Source organism: Streptococcus sp. 2154, assembly GCF_013277255.1.
In the GTDB taxonomy this organism is placed as follows: domain Bacteria; phylum Bacillota; class Bacilli; order Lactobacillales; family Streptococcaceae; genus Streptococcus; species Streptococcus pseudopneumoniae.
This window is the reverse complement of sequence record NZ_VMMK01000066.1, coordinates 1-15,611: the sequence shown is the minus strand read 5'-3', so window position 1 is coordinate 15,611 and position 15,611 is coordinate 1. Positions and strand designations below refer to the sequence as shown.

The 15,611-nt window shown below is 37.2% G+C and carries 34 protein-coding genes and 1 pseudogene; 27 read left to right on the top strand and 8 right to left on the bottom strand.

The features are described 5' to 3' along the window. Positions 1-103: 103 nt before the first annotated feature. The 3 genes from HT693_RS10520 to HT693_RS10510 form a co-directional block, all read right to left on the bottom strand. Complete coding sequence (locus tag HT693_RS10520; protein WP_000266849.1) at positions 104-1,231, bottom strand: site-specific integrase; 1,128 nt, start codon at positions 1,229-1,231, stop codon at positions 104-106. 620 nt (positions 1,232-1,851) lie between these two features. Further along, positions 1,852-2,616 (bottom strand): type II toxin-antitoxin system PemK/MazF family toxin, encoded by a 765-nt coding sequence (locus tag HT693_RS10515; RefSeq protein WP_000155204.1) that lies wholly within the window; start codon positions 2,614-2,616, stop codon positions 1,852-1,854. Continuing rightward, a complete protein-coding gene (locus tag HT693_RS10510) occupies positions 2,617-3,390 on the bottom strand; it encodes a S24 family peptidase (RefSeq protein ID WP_138703067.1) in 774 nt (257 codons plus the stop codon). Between the two features lie 153 nt (positions 3,391-3,543). Between HT693_RS10510 and HT693_RS10505 the strand changes: the two genes are divergently transcribed. Then, complete coding sequence (locus HT693_RS10505; RefSeq protein ID WP_079247785.1) at positions 3,544-3,681, top strand: hypothetical protein; 138 nt, start codon at positions 3,544-3,546, stop codon at positions 3,679-3,681. A gap of 169 nt (positions 3,682-3,850) precedes the next feature. Next, positions 3,851-3,982: a hypothetical protein gene (locus HT693_RS12300; protein ID WP_258953754.1), complete on the top strand. Its 132-nt coding sequence runs from the start codon at positions 3,851-3,853 to the stop codon at positions 3,980-3,982. Here the strand turns inward: HT693_RS12300 and HT693_RS10500 are convergent. Next, positions 3,979-4,689 carry a DUF4145 domain-containing protein gene (locus HT693_RS10500; protein ID WP_000006951.1) on the bottom strand — a complete coding sequence of 237 codons (711 nt, stop codon included), beginning with the start codon at positions 4,687-4,689 and terminating at the stop codon, positions 3,979-3,981. The two genes, HT693_RS12300 and HT693_RS10500, sit on opposite strands and share 4 nt — an antisense overlap. 174 nt (positions 4,690-4,863) lie before the next feature. Further along, a complete protein-coding gene (locus HT693_RS10495; RefSeq protein ID WP_000040990.1) occupies positions 4,864-5,088 on the bottom strand; it encodes a hypothetical protein in 225 nt (74 codons plus the stop codon). A gap of 116 nt (positions 5,089-5,204) precedes the next feature. Here HT693_RS10495 and HT693_RS10490 point away from each other — a divergent pair, with 116 nt between their 5' ends. Both HT693_RS10490 and HT693_RS10485 read left to right on the top strand, forming a co-directional pair. Further along, positions 5,205-5,375, top strand: a complete 171-nt coding sequence (locus HT693_RS10490; protein WP_171043546.1) for a hypothetical protein — start codon at positions 5,205-5,207, stop codon at positions 5,373-5,375. Continuing rightward, positions 5,356-5,685 carry a hypothetical protein gene (locus tag HT693_RS10485; RefSeq protein WP_230558129.1) on the top strand — a complete coding sequence of 110 codons (330 nt, stop codon included), beginning with the start codon at positions 5,356-5,358 and terminating at the stop codon, positions 5,683-5,685. The genes HT693_RS10490 and HT693_RS10485 overlap by 20 nt, the downstream gene beginning before the upstream one ends. On the opposite strand, the gene HT693_RS10480 is transcribed toward HT693_RS10485, so the two are convergent. After that, a complete protein-coding gene (locus HT693_RS10480; protein WP_023937574.1) occupies positions 5,620-6,426 on the bottom strand; it encodes a TIGR02391 family protein in 807 nt (268 codons plus the stop codon). The genes HT693_RS10485 and HT693_RS10480 overlap by 66 nt on opposite strands. A gap of 52 nt (positions 6,427-6,478) precedes the next feature. Here HT693_RS10480 and HT693_RS10475 point away from each other — a divergent pair, with 52 nt between their 5' ends. After that, positions 6,479-6,685, top strand: a complete 207-nt coding sequence (locus HT693_RS10475; protein ID WP_055387710.1) for a helix-turn-helix transcriptional regulator — start codon at positions 6,479-6,481, stop codon at positions 6,683-6,685. A gap of 150 nt (positions 6,686-6,835) precedes the next feature. Further along, a complete protein-coding gene (locus HT693_RS10470) occupies positions 6,836-7,102 on the top strand; it encodes a helix-turn-helix domain-containing protein (protein WP_172925166.1) in 267 nt (88 codons plus the stop codon). A 470-nt stretch (positions 7,103-7,572) separates the two neighbouring features. On the opposite strand, the gene HT693_RS10465 is transcribed toward HT693_RS10470, so the two are convergent. Continuing rightward, a complete protein-coding gene (locus tag HT693_RS10465; RefSeq protein ID WP_000024181.1) occupies positions 7,573-7,740 on the bottom strand; it encodes a YjzC family protein in 168 nt (55 codons plus the stop codon). Positions 7,741-7,856: 116 nt separating this feature from the next. Here HT693_RS10465 and HT693_RS10460 point away from each other — a divergent pair, with 116 nt between their 5' ends. Together HT693_RS10460 and HT693_RS10455 are read left to right on the top strand one after the other, a co-directional pair. Further along, on the top strand, positions 7,857-8,000 hold the full coding sequence (locus tag HT693_RS10460) for a hypothetical protein (protein WP_000389590.1): 144 nt from the start codon (positions 7,857-7,859) through the stop codon (positions 7,998-8,000). Then, positions 7,997-8,167, top strand: a complete 171-nt coding sequence (locus HT693_RS10455; RefSeq protein ID WP_000656630.1) for a hypothetical protein — start codon at positions 7,997-7,999, stop codon at positions 8,165-8,167. Before HT693_RS10460 ends, HT693_RS10455 begins: the two co-directional genes overlap by 4 nt. Here the strand turns inward: HT693_RS10455 and HT693_RS10450 are convergent. Next, positions 8,160-8,321, bottom strand: a complete 162-nt coding sequence (locus HT693_RS10450) for a hypothetical protein (RefSeq protein WP_237701456.1) — start codon at positions 8,319-8,321, stop codon at positions 8,160-8,162. The two genes, HT693_RS10455 and HT693_RS10450, sit on opposite strands and share 8 nt — an antisense overlap. A gap of 196 nt (positions 8,322-8,517) precedes the next feature. On the opposite strand from HT693_RS10450, the gene HT693_RS10445 reads away from it, so the two are divergent. The 19 genes and pseudogenes from HT693_RS10445 (at position 8,518) to HT693_RS10360 (ending at position 15,599) form a co-directional block, all read left to right on the top strand. After that, entirely contained in the window at positions 8,518-8,784 is a 267-nt protein-coding gene (locus HT693_RS10445; RefSeq protein ID WP_000450963.1) for a hypothetical protein, read from the top strand. Between the two features lie 87 nt (positions 8,785-8,871). Then, positions 8,872-9,129, top strand: coding sequence for a hypothetical protein (locus tag HT693_RS10440; protein WP_000608473.1), 258 nt, complete (start codon positions 8,872-8,874; stop codon positions 9,127-9,129). Beyond that, the gene (locus tag HT693_RS10435; protein WP_000462836.1) at positions 9,129-9,476 is read left to right on the top strand and encodes a hypothetical protein; all 348 of its coding nucleotides are present in this window, start codon (positions 9,129-9,131) and stop codon (positions 9,474-9,476) included. Before HT693_RS10440 ends, HT693_RS10435 begins: the two co-directional genes overlap by 1 nt. Positions 9,477-9,492: 16 nt before the next feature. Continuing rightward, positions 9,493-9,636 carry a hypothetical protein gene (locus HT693_RS10430; protein ID WP_000196747.1) on the top strand — a complete coding sequence of 48 codons (144 nt, stop codon included), beginning with the start codon at positions 9,493-9,495 and terminating at the stop codon, positions 9,634-9,636. Continuing rightward, positions 9,623-9,745 (top strand): hypothetical protein, encoded by a 123-nt coding sequence (locus HT693_RS12295; protein ID WP_000928478.1) that lies wholly within the window; start codon positions 9,623-9,625, stop codon positions 9,743-9,745. Before HT693_RS10430 ends, HT693_RS12295 begins: the two co-directional genes overlap by 14 nt. Further along, positions 9,742-9,921: a hypothetical protein gene (locus tag HT693_RS10425; protein ID WP_172925165.1), complete on the top strand. Its 180-nt coding sequence runs from the start codon at positions 9,742-9,744 to the stop codon at positions 9,919-9,921. Before HT693_RS12295 ends, HT693_RS10425 begins: the two co-directional genes overlap by 4 nt. After that, on the top strand, positions 9,918-10,103 hold the full coding sequence (locus tag HT693_RS10420; RefSeq protein ID WP_078352975.1) for a hypothetical protein: 186 nt from the start codon (positions 9,918-9,920) through the stop codon (positions 10,101-10,103). The genes HT693_RS10425 and HT693_RS10420 overlap by 4 nt, the downstream gene beginning before the upstream one ends. 18 nt (positions 10,104-10,121) lie before the next feature. Then, a complete protein-coding gene (locus HT693_RS10415; RefSeq protein WP_172922523.1) occupies positions 10,122-10,352 on the top strand; it encodes a hypothetical protein in 231 nt (76 codons plus the stop codon). Positions 10,353-10,364: 12 nt separating this feature from the next. After that, positions 10,365-11,315: a recombinase RecT gene (locus HT693_RS10410; protein WP_172922524.1), complete on the top strand. Its 951-nt coding sequence runs from the start codon at positions 10,365-10,367 to the stop codon at positions 11,313-11,315. Between the two features lie 3 nt (positions 11,316-11,318). Continuing rightward, entirely contained in the window at positions 11,319-12,155 is an 837-nt protein-coding gene (locus HT693_RS10405) for a PD-(D/E)XK nuclease-like domain-containing protein (protein ID WP_138702295.1), read from the top strand. Positions 12,156-12,381: 226 nt separating this feature from the next. After that, positions 12,382-12,564 (top strand): annotated as a pseudogene (locus HT693_RS12145) (helix-turn-helix transcriptional regulator); the annotation flags it as partial. Positions 12,565-12,721: 157 nt separating this feature from the next. Continuing rightward, positions 12,722-13,147 (top strand): hypothetical protein, encoded by a 426-nt coding sequence (locus HT693_RS10395; RefSeq protein WP_172925164.1) that lies wholly within the window; start codon positions 12,722-12,724, stop codon positions 13,145-13,147. A 15-nt stretch (positions 13,148-13,162) separates the two neighbouring features. Continuing rightward, positions 13,163-13,330 carry a hypothetical protein gene (locus HT693_RS10390; protein ID WP_078929772.1) on the top strand — a complete coding sequence of 56 codons (168 nt, stop codon included), beginning with the start codon at positions 13,163-13,165 and terminating at the stop codon, positions 13,328-13,330. After that, complete coding sequence (locus HT693_RS10385; RefSeq protein ID WP_172925163.1) at positions 13,317-13,526, top strand: hypothetical protein; 210 nt, start codon at positions 13,317-13,319, stop codon at positions 13,524-13,526. Before HT693_RS10390 ends, HT693_RS10385 begins: the two co-directional genes overlap by 14 nt. Next, complete coding sequence (locus tag HT693_RS10380) at positions 13,498-13,815, top strand: hypothetical protein (RefSeq protein ID WP_172925162.1); 318 nt, start codon at positions 13,498-13,500, stop codon at positions 13,813-13,815. The genes HT693_RS10385 and HT693_RS10380 overlap by 29 nt, the downstream gene beginning before the upstream one ends. Before the next feature lies 1 nt (position 13,816). Next, positions 13,817-14,377: a DUF1642 domain-containing protein gene (locus tag HT693_RS10375; protein WP_172925161.1), complete on the top strand. Its 561-nt coding sequence runs from the start codon at positions 13,817-13,819 to the stop codon at positions 14,375-14,377. Next, positions 14,377-14,715, top strand: coding sequence for a hypothetical protein (locus tag HT693_RS10370; RefSeq protein ID WP_172925160.1), 339 nt, complete (start codon positions 14,377-14,379; stop codon positions 14,713-14,715). Before HT693_RS10375 ends, HT693_RS10370 begins: the two co-directional genes overlap by 1 nt. A gap of 150 nt (positions 14,716-14,865) precedes the next feature. Further along, positions 14,866-15,342 carry a class I SAM-dependent methyltransferase gene (locus HT693_RS10365; protein ID WP_172925159.1) on the top strand — a complete coding sequence of 159 codons (477 nt, stop codon included), beginning with the start codon at positions 14,866-14,868 and terminating at the stop codon, positions 15,340-15,342. Beyond that, on the top strand, positions 15,339-15,599 hold the full coding sequence (locus tag HT693_RS10360; protein ID WP_172925158.1) for a DUF1372 family protein: 261 nt from the start codon (positions 15,339-15,341) through the stop codon (positions 15,597-15,599). The genes HT693_RS10365 and HT693_RS10360 overlap by 4 nt, the downstream gene beginning before the upstream one ends. Positions 15,600-15,611 lie beyond the last annotated feature (12 nt).

Below are 15,611 nucleotides of genomic sequence, written 5' to 3'. Positions count from 1 at the left end.
AGCCGATGAATTATAACGATATAAAGCAACCCCTTGAATTATCAATATCTTCAAGGGGTTTTGTTGTGTTGTGAAATCAAAAAGGGGCAACCAAGGGGCAGAATTAAAAAATAGTATCTAATTTATTGACCAATTTATCCTCCATATCCTCAGTAGTATGAGAATAGATTTCCAAAGTCATCTTTGCATTTGAGTGTCCAACTCGATCCATTATTGATTTTATTGGAAGGCCAGACTCTGCTAAAAACGAAATATGAGAATGCCTAAAAATATGGCTAGATAAGTTTTTTTCTATTTTGGCCTGTTTTCCATATTTTTTTAATATCTGTATGAAGCAAGCTATTGTTGTAGGTTGATTCCATTTTTCAAAACAGAAAATATAATCATCGCTTGACAATGGCTGGAAACGTTCGCTAAGTCGTACTATTTGTCTTTGAATAGCTTCTATGACACTTTCTGATACTTTGATTGTCCGTATTGAATTTGTAGTCTTTGGTAGCGTCTTGATTTTGTTTACTGAATCAAAATTACCTGTGATCTCAATTTTGTTGTTTTCGAAGTCTATATTCTTCAGTTGTAAGGCAGTTAACTCACCATATCTCATACCAGTTAATGCCAGCACAAGAACCATATCAGCGTACTTTTGGTGATATTCTCGACGATTAAGGACATCGACAAGTGCTTTTATTTCTTGCATGGTGAGAAAGTTGTTACGTTTTTTTTCCAGTTCTTCTAAAGTCTTTGGTTTTTGAGGAATCGTAGTATAATCGACCTCGTTATTTTCAATGTAAGAGTATTGAACGGCGTAATTAAAGATACCTCTGAGCCTATGCCGTACTTTTTTAGCTGTAATATATCCGTTGCTTTCAATAATTTTTTCAATAGCCTCTTGAAGAAAACGCCTGTCAAGATTAGCAAGTATGGTATCGGATGGTATGACTTCCTTCATCTTCTTATCAACTGATTTACAATTATGTTTTGTTGATTCCTTTACTGTTTGCGCCCATGATTTATAGAAAAGGTTATAGATTTCTTCAAATGTAATGCTTTCTACTTGTTTTGTGCTGAGTTTTTTATTTATCTTCTCTTGCAACAAGATAGCAGATTGATTTCTTGCCTGGGGAGTTTTCTTCTCCATGGTCACTGAAACTTTTTTTAATTTCTCAGTATATGGATCTTTATATCGCTCAAAAAATTTGTATTTTCCGTTGGGAAGTTCTTCCATCCACATTGTATTTACCTCACTTTTTTGATAAAATGGGTATAGTAAAGAGGGCTTTTAATGCCTTTTACTATACTGGATATCCTCACACTCAGAGTCGCCAAACTTTGCGAGTGTGGGGATTTTTTTGAGTTGTTTCCAAAATGGAAACAGTTGGCAGCTCGTCAGATAATAAAATAAGGTGTACCTCTTAGAAGTACACCAGACGATTTTATCCTTGACGAACAAGGCTTTTTTACATTCTTAGTGTATTTCTTTTTTTAATTTCTGTCAAACGTCAACTTATTTTAACGACTTATGTTTACTAGAATATGAAAAGAAAAGTAGTCGTATCAAATACGGCTACCATCACGTTATGGATCTAAAATCCAAACCTAAACTTTATGGAGCTAAACTCCTGATAGCTGTATTGTAATATAATTTTCAAAAAATATCAATTTTGCACAATAGACCTATGGGATGAGGTTGCTATTGGCGAATATGGGGGTGTTTTTGTTTATTTCAAGTATTTATAACTCAAAAAGGGAAGTAACAATTAAGCTACTTCCCTGGAGCGCAAAGGCTCAAAGTTTAAAAATATGAGGGTAAACCTCTAAGTAACCTAATTATAGAGTAAACTTTTATAAATGTCAATTTTTTAAGTACAATTCTTTTAATTTTTCGTCAATTCTGTCTAAAGTTTCGTCACTAACCTTGATTTTTCCGCAAGGATCCAGTTCGTTTATGTAAATAATTCTGTCTTTACTAATCGTTTTTATCTGATCACATTTTGCGTAGGAAATTTTATTAAATCGTTGATAATGGTTAACAAGATCTTTTAATTTTCTATTAGTGTTTTCCACTTTTTCCATCCCTGCACCGTTGTCATAGATTTCTTTAGCTGATTCTGAATTGTAAGCATCTCCGTATTGAATCAAAAATTCCTGATATATTTCTTCTGCACTCCCTAAATCAAAAGGAGTAATTTCTGTAAGTGCATAGTGAATGATCGAAAAATAATCAAAACCAATTTTGTCAAGAATAGGTAATAAGAATCTTTTGGATTTTTGCTGTATAACTTCGTCAATCATAACAGAAAACTTTTTTTCTTTTGAACTAATTGGAAGTACCGTCAGATTCCTTGATTTTGGAGAATCATTTTTATTTAGGACAACAGCCCAGTGTCTATTTGATAATTCAGAGCCAATATTGATTCCAAAATCTACAAAGATTAAAGAACCACGTTTCAGAACATTGTAACTCTTGCTAGTGTTTTGTGTTTCTGACAAGAATAGATTAGATTCTTTTTCTAGCCAATTAGGCAAAAATCGGAATTTATTATTATTTTTAAATGTTGAATGAACTTTCTCAAAGTTTTTTGAAGCCTTTAAAATCTGTTTATTTTGTATTGTCATTTATTCCCCTCTATACACCCCGATAACTGCATAAATCTTGATGTGTGTGTCTTCGGCTGGTGGGAAGTCTAGGGTGATGTCTTCGTACTTGTCATTGAGTGATACGAGGCGTAAGCGTCCGTTTTCGGTATAGATCTTCTTAAAGTAAGAACGGTCTCCGTATGCGATAACTGCTAGGTCTCCGTTGTAGGTGGTCAGTCCTTTGTCTACTAAATAGAGAATATCTCCGTCTTGGTAGTCAGGCTGCATGGAGTCTCCGCTGACCTTAGTCGCAATGTCGTGACGTGGTGGTTGCTGGTCAACCTCTATAGTCTCTCTGTCTGTATCATCGTAACCAAATCCATAGTTAAATCCAGAAGCTGCGGCTGTCTCAGATACAACCTCAACTTGGTACAAGTCGAGAACTTTCTCCGATACTTCGTTTATCTTCGTTTCTTCTTCGTTTTGACTCTCCCAAAGCTCCTCAGAGGTTCGAAGAACGATTTTTTTATTGTCAGTGTTTAATTTTCGAGCTGTATTTGTAATTTTTTCTAAAAGGGAGTCTGATTGTGCGGTAGAAATCTTGTTTTCAATAAGGTCAGATTTATTTATATTAAAATAGTTTGCCAAAAGTTCAATTTTACCAATCCGAGGATAAGTTATTCCTTTCAGCCAATCACGAACTGTAGTGTATTTTAAATCCAAGTCTGCGCATAATGTATTTCTGTCTACCCCTTTTTGCTTCATGTAAAAACTTAGATTATTGGCAAAAATTTCTTTATTTTCGACTGTCATTTCCGTCCCTCCTTATATAGTATATTTTACGGCAAAAACGCAAAAAAGTAAAGAATAAAATAAAAAATCGCGAAAAAAACGTAAAAAACACTTGACATTGCGGTTAAACCGCAGTATAATATAATCAAGCTTAAGGAAAAGGAGGTAAGGCAAATGATGGAACACATCATAAAAAGCCTAGCAACCAAGGACACTGCAACCGTCATCTTGGCACTAGGCTTAATCAGAGAAGCACGTTTGTGGCACAAACAAATCTTAGAACACAAACGTAAGCTTCAAAACAAAAAGTAGAGAAAGGGGCGACGCCCCAACCTCTACTTGATAGTGTACCATCATTTGCCGTGAAAAGCAATGAGTGAAGAAACTGGATTGATAATCCTAGCAGGATTTGTGATTGTATCTTTTACTATTCGTCAGATAGTGAAGTGCCGATGTGATAAACAAGGGAAGGAGTAGAAAAATGGAAAGTGTTGAAATTGTTGAACTAATAAAAGTTACATTTAAACGGGGGAAAGGAACAGAAGATGATCCGATTAGAGTTGTAACTCAGTATTGGGACAAAGAAAATGTATTAATCTTTGAGAAAGATTAATTATCTCTTCTTTCGATAGAATTTCGGTAGGAATCAGGTAATAGGTTATATATGTCTAGAATTTTTTTAGGTTGTGTGATTCGATTATCTACAATCAAGTTGATAAAACTTAACAATGATAAAGCTAACTCTTTGTTATCTTTTATGTCTATTTGACCTGGATGTACAGCATTATTCCCTATTACTCTAACACTGTCTAGCATTTGTTGGATTTCTATTGGCATTCCTTTAGAGACAAGACTTCCAATTTGGGTATTTAAATCTTTACCTTGTGCGTTTAAATGAGCAACAAGCTTTTCAATAGCTAGACGGGATAGAGCTGCAGAAGCTCTAGGCGATATATTTAGAACTTCTCCAGCTTCAATATAGATTTCTTTCACATCATCAGGCATATCATTATTAGGTTTAGGTACTCCTTCGGCAACATTTGGGAAAATTAATGTCGACGTTGCATCGCTTGTGTTTAATACTATCCTGGAGCCATACGTTATTTGGATTTCATTTGTTATCCAAATAGAAAATTGATTACAAGCCTGACATTGTGCAATTATAATAAATTTGATAGATTCTTTGTAATCTCTATTGATATCAATAGGATTATAAGTCCATAAATGGGAAGAGAAACCTGAACATACAGGGCATTGAAATGCTTTTGAATTGCCTGCGAAGCGACTGCCTAGGCTTAATTTAGAAAGATCAAATGACATATTTTTTCTCCAATCGTTTTATTTTGATTATACCACATTTGAAAGGGGGTGAGAAAATGAGACCAAGACGATATCCGTATAGTGGGAAAAGAAAAAAGCAATCTGATAGACAGATCGCTAAGTTAAAAAGAGATATTGATGTAAATCGTACAAATATATCATCTTTAAAATTCGTTATAGAAACTTTAAGTAACCATCAGAATTATCGATAACTTGATAACCTTGAGCAGTTGCTTCTTCGATAATTTCAGCTTTAGACATTTCAAAATCAGATAACTGAATTACTGCGCTAGGTTTATCAGTAGTCGACTCTGAAAAATAAGATAATAGAATATTATCGAGATTTTCCCAGGTTAGTTTCTTAACAACGTGGTTTGGCTTATGGCTAAGCTTACTCATTTTTTGAACCTCCTTTCTGCTGAAGTTTTGACTAAAACGGGAGAGGTCTTAGTCAAGAGTATTATAGCAATTTAGGAGGATATTACATCAGTCTTGAGGCTGATATAGGAGGTTGAATGGAAGATAAAATTATCGAACTTGCTGATTACTTCATCAGCGAATCTACAACGTACAGAGAAGCTAAAATAGCGTGTGAGAAGCTATTGAAACAAGTCAGCCATGAGATTGAACTCAGGGCGCTGGAAAGTAGGACGAGGGGGGACGATAATGGAACAGCCGCATGTTAATGTTGATATTTCTGGTATGGAAAAATTAGCAGAAGTAACTCAAGAGGAGACTGAAAAAATATTAAGTTATGATGAAATCGAATTGCTAAAACCAATTACTCATCTTCATAAATCTATCTTTAGGCAAACAGAATACTTATCAGAGCAGTTGACTGAAAGGTTTCATCACCTTGAGGACTACAATAGTCCCATAGATGAAGAAACAATTAGATTAGCTGAGGTGACTATAGAATTTTATAATCTACTAATCAAGTCTCCTAGTATTAGTACAGTTGTCAAGGAGATTGTGAGCGAGGGACATAAGAGTTAAAGCGGTTAAGGCATCATTAACACTATCTGGATTGTAGTATTTAAGTTTATGTGCTTTGGAATTACGATAAAGATGTGCGATTGTCAGAAGTAAATTCTTCAATCCTTTATATTCACTTTGTTCGTCAAGAGTCTGTAATTTATTTCCGTTGATAATCATAACGGGTTCTTTGATTTTAAAACATTGGTCTATTAGACTTGCTGAGTCCAGAGACGAACCGGTTAGTAAACGAATGCGGTGAAAGATTCCTTTACTTGCTTCAAATACAGCATGAAAATAATTTTCTTGTAAGAGTTCCTGGGTGCAGAATTTTAAAACATTTGGATGAACATTTAATGTTCTCAACATATGATCAAGTGATTCAAATCGTTTCTTTGCCTCAACTAATGTTTTTGAAGCAGTAGTAATAACTACATGTCCATTATCTGATATGGCAAGGCCTTTTAGGGAAAGAACGACATTTAGTTTTAATCTTAAGTTTTCAAAATCTGAAACTTTATCGATGTACCGCAAAGGATTGCAGATATACTCAATTACAAGTTTGATATTAGATTCATCTTGTGTTTTGTTGAGTATATCAGACATGATATTGTGAACTCTATAGTGTTTATTGAGTCCAGAGTTCTGGTCGTTTTGGGAATATCCTAAGACTTCTCCCATCCTTGTGATTTCAGAATGTGAAACATAATCAGATAGTATTTTACTGATTGTATCTACAAATTGTGTATCAATACTTAACATAGTAAACCTCGTTTTTATTCTATTATACCAAATTTAGAAAGGAGGTAGGAACGTGACGAAAATGACATTAAAAACACTAAGAACACTCAAAAACTGGAGACAAAGTGATGCGGCAGCAGCTGTGAATGTATCAGTTGATACGTGGGGGCATTGGGAACGTGGGATAACAGAACCTAGTGTTTCGAAAGCATATCAAATCGCTAGTGTTTTCGATGTATCAGTAGATGATATTATTTTTTTATCCGATATTGCGGTTTGACCGTAATAAAAGAGTAGAAAGGAGAGCGTATGACAGATTTTAAAGATTTAGATTGCCAGTTCATCTTTCAGGAATCCAACTGAAGATTATACAGCTGTTAGTAATAGTTTTATCAACGATCCTGCGCTGGATTTTACAGCTGTCGGTATCATGATGGTGGCACTGGCTAATCACCCAAACTGGCAAGTCTATCCAGAAGAAATAGCTAAGCGGAAAGGTGTTAGTCGAGACACAGTTGATAGCTACTTCAAAATATTAGAAAAAAATGGCTACCTACGAATTGTTAAAAAAGGCATGGGACGTGGTAAAGGAGTTCGTGTTTTCAGATTTTTCTCAGATGTAAAAATATCTGATTTCCAATTCGATATTATGAAACAGAGATTAAATGAAAGTATATCTAAGTTATCCACAGGTTAGAATTTACATTTTCGATTTTTACAAATCTGTATTTTACAAATCTGTATTTTACAAATCAGAAAATTTAGGCACTAATAAATATTAACTAACAACAAGTATTAAATAACAATAAATATTAACTAACAACAAGTCCTACTTATCTTAATAAATAAAAGAGAGGTTAGAAAAAATAAATACAATGGAGAAAGAAATGAGACCAAGACGATATCCGTATAGTGGGAAAAGAAAAAAGCCTATCAATTTTCAGATAGACTTAGAAAAATTTAAGCGTCTTAGCTATGAAGCCATTCATGATACTTCTCAAGTAACTCAATAGGAGGAAGGAATAAAATGATTCACCATTATATAACTCACTATGCCAGCAATGGGAAAGATTACGCCGAAGCATGGATTCAAATTGATTTTTTGGGAATGTGCTTTTGTGTATGGAAAAAGCGTACAACCATTGAACGATTGTACGCAAACGAAGATTAGACTTTTTTCCAACCGTTGCCTTTAGCAGATGTCGGAGGGAGCCGATCACCTTTTCCGATAGTTGCGGTATGACCATTAGTAACTTTTCCGCCACGAGGTCCTACCTCTACATAGCGACCAGGTTTCTGATTATCTGTTCCAGGTTTTATTGGAGTATTTGCCATACTATCTCCTCCTTTCTATTGGAATTTTGACTAAAACGGTGAGAGGTCCTAGTCAAGAGTATTATAGCAATTTAGGAGGATATTACATCAGTCTTGAGGCTGATATAGGAGTCTGAATGGAAGATAAAATTATCGAACTTGCTGATTACTTCATCAGCGAATCTACAACGTACAGAGAAGCTAAAATAGCGTGTGAGAAGCTATTGAAACAAGTCAGCCATGAGATAGAACTCAGGGCGATGGAAAGTAGGACAGTATGAAAGAAGCAGTAAAGGAATTTCTAAAATTCAGGAGCCGATTTACAAAAATAGAATGGTTTGAAATTAACCAAGCTATCGAAGCTCGTTTAAATCAAAAAGCCGACCAGTTGAAACTGGACGACTTAGATTTAGAAATCATTTCTAGCAGACTAGAAAAAGTTATCTAGAAACGATTTGAATGAACATTGGATGGATACGATAGTCAGCGCCACGATAGTGAATGTAGATATAATCCTGATGGTACATCGAGTTTGCTTCAGGTTTAGAAATTGGTGAGTAGAGTTCTGCATTTTCTTCCCACCAAATGTAAGGACTAGCCATATTTGGTCCCATTACACAATCGTCGTCGGCTGATAGGTTCACCCAATTTCCGCAAAGACATGCGTGAATTTCAGTCATAATATTACCTCCTTTCTGGTTTCATTATAGCAGAAAAGGAGATAGCAAAAAAGCACCTGACGGCAATCAGGCGCATGACAAAATTATTCAAGAAAATTATACCACGAAAGGAGCAAAAATGGAAACAGTTCAAATCGTGAGAATTAAAGACGTGATCATCGAGAAGATTTCTGCAAACGATGAAGAACTAGAGCACATCTTTGGATGTTCAAAACGACAAGCGGGAGATATGAGGCGAGAGATGAAAAAATTACCTAGTCAACAAAAATACCTTAGAAACGATGGTCAGCTTGTCACAATCAAAGGTTTTGATGCTTATCTGCAATATCGAGGCAGTCAATCATGGAAGAAAGAAATGTCTAAAACCGTTAAGATGACACGATAGCAGAATAATAACTACTAACTTTACAACAAACTACTACTAATCTAAATAAAAGAAAGGGATAACTGAGTTATCCACAGGAGAAAAACAATGATTAACAAAGACCAAATTATCAAAGCGCAACAGGAAAAAATTGAACGCATTGAACAGTTACAAAAAAAGCTACATAAATTATCTACGCTTGGATTGCTAACTACAAAACTTTTGGGGCTACCTAATGAGTTAGAAAAGCCGTTGAAAGTAACCCACGACATCTCACATGTCATCAAGGATGTATTGGATGGCATGAGCCCAAGTGAGGCGATTAAGCAGAATATGGCAGAAGAAGATGATGAAGAGGAAGAATAATGTTTGAACCACCATTAGTTAGCCAGCTTTTAGGAACTGGTGCAGTGATTTTAGGATTTATCGGTGCAGGGCTTCTAGCTCATCAGATGGATAAGCAGGAAGAGGAGAAAATCCGCCAGAAGGAAGAAGAAAGACGAGAAGAGCAAGAATTTGCGTCTATGATTATCCAAGGTTACAACCAAGCATACGAACGTGGTAGAGAGGCACAGCGACAAGAAATCCGCAAGAATATCCGCAGAGAGTTCAAAGGCTTCACCTACGACAACGAACCGCCTCAAGGATTGCGCCCTGAGCCTCTAGCCTTGCCAGAACCACGAAGATCACGCTATGAAAAGTATTTGGGGTAGAGCAAAGGAGACGCTAATGACTAGAATTGAACTTGAAAACCGTGTATGGCTTTTGGCCAATCATGAAGAAAAAAACGAATTGCTGGATCTTGGGCTAACATCAAAGGCTAGATATGTGAAACGAGTGCTGGAACTTGGAAAGGTGTATGCTCATGTTTGATTACGACAGAGATATAATGCAACCGCCTGAAGAACGTGAAGAACTTGACCCAAGCCAGTACATCTATGTTGGCTGTGGGCAGTATCGATACGTGGGGGATGAAGTATGATTCAGGAGCTACACGAAGAAATCGACAACTGGCGAGCTGAATATCTTCATCTTGGCCGAGAGCTCGGGGAAATCATCAACGAGCAACAAAATATTATTTTGAAATTGCAAAACGAAAATAGACACTTAAAACGTGAAAATTGGAATTTGAAGAAGACGAAAGGTAGAAGAAAATGAAGAAACGATTATATTACAAAAAATGGAAACAAGAACTTAGAGAGGAAATGAAAGCAGAAACTGATGGCGAGTATCTAACCGAGAAAATGGTTAGAAAAATGAGTATTAACGACATGTTACATTATTTTCGAAAATTAGCATTAGAAGATGCAGGATACTGTGGGACAATGTTTAATTACTAAAAGAAAAAGGAAAAGGAAATGACACAGATAGCTAACAAAGGGAAGTCATTTATAAGAGCAGAGATCTCTGAAAAACAAAAAGAATATATCAGACTTCTTGCTGGATTAAGAGGTGTGACAACACAAGAACTTTTAGGTCAAATTGTAGAACGCTTCATTGACCGGAATTTACAACTTATCCAAGATTACAACAATGAATTGGATAACTTAAACAGTAAGTCTAGCCGCAGAATTAACATGAATACATAGGAGAAGAACAAAATGACAAACGAATTGACACATAAACAATTTTTTAACTCACCAGCAGTAAAACAGAAATTCTCAGAAGTCGTAAATGGCAACGGTCAGCAATTTGTTGCGAGTTTGCTGAGTGTCGTAACAAACAACAATCTACTTGCTAAGGCTACAAATGAAAGCATCATGACCGCTGCTATGAAGGCAGCAGTACTAAACCTACCAATTGAGCCGAGTCTTGGTTATGCGTATATCGTTCCTTACAAGAACCAGGCACAGTTTCAGATTGGATATAAAGGTTTGATTCAACTTGCACAACGAAGTGGACAAGTCACACGCTTGAACGCTGGGGAGGTCTATGAAAGCCAATATAAAGGGTTTAATCCACTTACTGAAGATCTTGAAGTGGACATGACTGCTATTCCAAAAGAGAAAGAAAAAGTCGTTGGTTACTTTGCATTCATGCGATTGGGCAATGGATTTGAAAAAACAGTTTTTTGGACTAAGGAACGAGTTCAAGCTCACGGTAAGAAGTACAGTCAGTCATTCTCTAGTAAATATAGCCCATGGCAGTCTGACTTTGATGCCATGGCTAGAAAAACAGTCTTGAAGCACATGCTTTCAACCTATGCGCCACTTTCAACCGAATTACAGGAAGCAATCGTGGCAGATAACGCAGACAGTACAATCTCAAACAAGAATGAAATCAAAGACGTCACTCAAGAGCCAGTTGCTGAAACATTGGACGGTATCCTAGGAACTCCTAACAAGCCCACAGAGGGCGACAACGTAGTAGAGGGAGAATTTACCGCAGACACCAAAACACCCCCAAAAACGGCTGGAAAAACGGCAAAACCTGACGAGTTAGCCTCTGCCGAATACCCAGCAGATGAAATTCCAGATTTTGACAAAGAAACAGGCGAAGTTTTGGAAGAGATTAGTTTCTTTGAGGGAAACACGACCAACATTAAGGAGTAGGCTATGGAAGAACTAACACAAGAGAACTACTACCAGGACACGAGCTGGTTGACCAACTCACGCTTTAAACGGTATCAGCAATGCCAGGCTAAGGCCTTTGCTTTGGACAGTGGGCAATGGGTAGAAGAGAGGGATGAAACCCCTCTCCTACTCGGAAATTATGTTCACAGTTACTTTGAAAGCCCAGAAGCACATCAGCAGTTCATGGATGAAAATGGTGACAAACTCCTGGCCAAGACTGGCAAGAATAAAGGAAACCTAAAATCTGACTTTGTGATTGGCGATAAGATGATTGCAAGTTTAAAGGATGACGATGGATTTAATCATTTGTATCACGGTTATCCATCGGATGAAGTTCAAAAAGAGTTGATCGTCTATGGCGAAATCGAGGGTGTACCAGTCAAAGGAAAGCTGGATAGCGTGAATCTAAGCCGTGGTTATTTCGTGGATTTGAAAACCATGAAGTCCATCTACGCTGAAGAATGGAGCGCAGAACTTAAAAAGAAAGTTCCTGCAGCAGTTAATAATATTCTTAACTTTGGATATCATGGACAACTTGGTTTATATCGTGAATTGCTGAAACAAATGACTGGGAATGATTTTAGACCATACATTGTAGCGGTCAGCAAGGAAAACGTTCCAGATCGTGACATTTTGAAAATCGATGATGAATGGCTTGAAGAAGGTTTAGACAAAATCAAGTCTGAAATTGTCGAAGTTTGGGATGTTATCCAAGGTCAGAAAGAGCCTAAAAAATGTGGTCATTGCGATTATTGCAGAAGTCAGAAAAAACTGAATGCAGTAGTTAGCTTGAATGACTTGATTGAAAGTGATTATTAAGTTTGAAAAACCAACTATTTCCATTTTGGAAACAACTCAAAAACCAACAAGCCGTGCATTCTTGTAAAACTGCGAACTAGAAAATGCGTCAGTGACATTTATGTGACTTTGGACGAATGGCGCAAAGAATTTCACTCACGCTTGCTTTGCTCACAATTTGGCAGGCGTGGGATTTTGGTAGAAAGTATGGCAGCGATGAGATTATGGAACTGAATGAGGTGTTTTGATGAATAGACTAAAAGAATTAAGACAAGAAAAAAAGCTATCTCAAAAGGAAATAGCAAAAGAAATGAGCATATCAGAAAAGACTCTATCACGCTGGGAAAACGGAGAAAGCCAAATCAAACCAGAAAAAGCCCAACAACTTGCTGACTACTTCGGCGTAAGCGTTGGATATCTGTTGGGGTATGAAAGCAACCCATTGGAACGACTGAAAAGCTTAGTTGATGAATTAAAGGAGCACAAGGACTTGTTAGGAGTTCTGGATTGGTACACAGCTTTTGATTTAGCTAATGACATTCTTGCAATAGCAAGCGTGGAAAAAGCTAGATGGCTAGGGAGGTTGAATGCAGGAGAGATTGATTCTTAAATTTGAGTTAAACAAAAAGCAGATGATTAACTCAAATGATAGACCGCACTTTCATCAAAAGGCTAAAATCACTAAGTTTTTACGGCAGTTAGCTGCATATGAGGGCAACAATGTACTGAGAGATTACTTTGGCTTACCTTACAGCGAGGACAAACCTTGCAAGGTTAAGGTTCGGATATATCCTCCGACAAATCGGAAGTATGACCCACCGAACTGGTCGCCCACAAGCAAGGCTTTGTTTGATGGTTTGACGGACGCTAAGATTTGGACAGATGATAATTACAACGTGATAGTATCGACTGAGTTCATGCACGGTGGCAAGTCCGGAAATAAGAATTATAGGATTGAGCTGGAGATTTACGAATATCACGAGATATTGCAGAGGATAGTTGATGGGATTTGATAGGAGGATAGAAATATGATTGGAGTAACCTATCAGGAAATTCATCTCTTTGTTGAGTTTTTGAAAAAGCAGTATGGGCAAGGGCGTCCAGACTATATTGAAGCCCTGAACGACTTAGACGGTATGGTGGAAGTCTCCTATAGAGAAGCTATTGAAAGATTTTTAGACGATGAAGTACGATAAACACACAGTAATCGACGGATTGAAACGCACAATCGAGCAAAACGAAGAGAAGATAATCGAGTATTCGAAGCCGTGCGATGCACGCAAGAGACGGATTAGAGCGCTGGAGCGCGATTTGTTGAAGAAAAAGAATAAAGAATTGAGGAAAAAAGTGGAGGAGTTGGAAGATGATGGAAGATTTAAAGCAAAAAGTTAATGAAGTATACAACTGGACGGTGGAAGACGGGAAGCCGCAACCTCCCAAGCAAGATTTACCACAAGCGGTGAAAGACCGGGCGGACTATTTTTGGGAAATGGCAGAAGATGGTATGACGTTTATGGGAGCGATGGAATGCATCTTCGCTGATGAAAAGCCTACAGACTATGATTTGGGAGCTACTAAGGGTTGGTTGCCAAAATCTAAGGAGTTTGATGATTGGGTTGGCTATTCGCCAAGCATGGCTCAGGTAGTTATTGCAGTTTATTTGATTTATAGAGGAAACTAAGATGAATAAGCAGGAATTGATTAATGTCCCACGGATTTTGTTCCCTATCGGAACAGAGATTTTAATAAAAGGGAAGATAGTTGGCTTAAAGGTGCTTGATGACAGGTTTGTTGAGAATGTTGTTAAACTCGATTACGGCGAACAAATTATTGCTCCAAACGATGCGATTTATGTCAAGGACGAACCGCAACCAGTCAAAGTTCCGCAGTTTGTGGCGGATTTTATCGAAAAACAGAAAAAACTGGGGCATACACTGTCCTACTCAATAGACGCAAGCATGTCTGACATAGTTGCAGAATGGTATTGGGATAATTCCGAACTTTTCGCACTAGCTTGGATTTTCGGCTACGAGGTCGAGAAAGAGAAGCGGTATCGGGTTAAGATTAAAGGGAATATTAAAGAAAATATGTTGGTTTATGGAGAACTTTTGGAAAGGTATTACTTTACAAAAAGCCTTAGTTTAGACAATGCTATATATTCCCACACCCGTAAAGAACTAGAAGACGCTGGTTTCGGCTGGGTATTCGATTGTCCAGGGATTGAGATTGAGGAGGTTGAGTGATGAGTTATGATTTGGACATCTTAGCGAAAATAGAGAGTGGAGATTATATTTCTATCGCTGAACCTAAATATAGTTCTCCGACCTACAATCTCGGGAAGATGTTTAGAATTGCTATGGATTGGGATTTCGACCAAGGCACTACGTACAACATTGCTGACATTTTAGATAATATCCAGCGTGGTATATCTGAATTAGAGCGGTACCCTGAAAAGTATATGCAGTATGAACCTGAAAATAGATGGGGAACGGTTAGCGATGCTTTAGAAGTTTTAAAGTCGCTGAAAGAGTGTATTTTAGAACAAGATATTGACACGAAATATTTATATGTGAGGTGGTAATGTGAAACGACCAAACAGATATCCGTACACTAAAAATCAATGGGTTGAAGAAACCGTTGATCACTATACGTATAAAAACGATATTTGCTATACAAGTCACATTTTAGAAAATAGACTTACTGGAGAAACTAAGAGCAAGGAGGTTGAGTGATGGAAGATATACGAATACTAGACGCTTGTTGTGGCAGTCGTATGTTTTGGTTTGATAAAAATGAGAGTCATACAACTTTCATGGACATCAGACAAGAAAAATTTGAAATACATGGGAAAAAGGTAAACGTAAACCCTGACGTTGTCGGAGATTTTCGTGATATGCCATTCGATGATGAAACATTTAATCTAGTAGTATTCGATCCGCCACATTTGAAATGGGCAGGTCAAAACTCAATTATGCGATCACAATATGGCCAGCTGGATAAAGTTACCTGGCCGAAAGATTTAGCCAAGGGTTTTGAAGAATGCATGAGAGTTCTAAAAGTTGGAGGTACTCTAGTTTTTAAATGGTCTGATTGTCAAATCAACGTTAAAGAAGTTCTTAAATCTGTACCTTTTAAACCATTGTTTGGGCAACAAAGAGGTACTACGCATTGGATGACGTTTATGAAATTTAAGGAGGTCACATATTGAAACGTTTTATCGCAATCTGGATTCTGGTATCTGCTGGATTAAACATCTGGCAGATGGACAGGATTCGAGAATTGGAAGAAAAGAAGCCGATGGTTATCTACAAGGCGGATAACGCAGGCGCTGAGATTTTCGGTAAAGTCGTCGAGAAAGGACGACACGGCAAATTATACACGCTTACGATTCGTGACTACGGGGTGTTTGTGGTTACGAAGGACGTGTATGAGAAAGTGAAAGTTGGGGATGAGGTGTTACTATGAACACACTAGAAA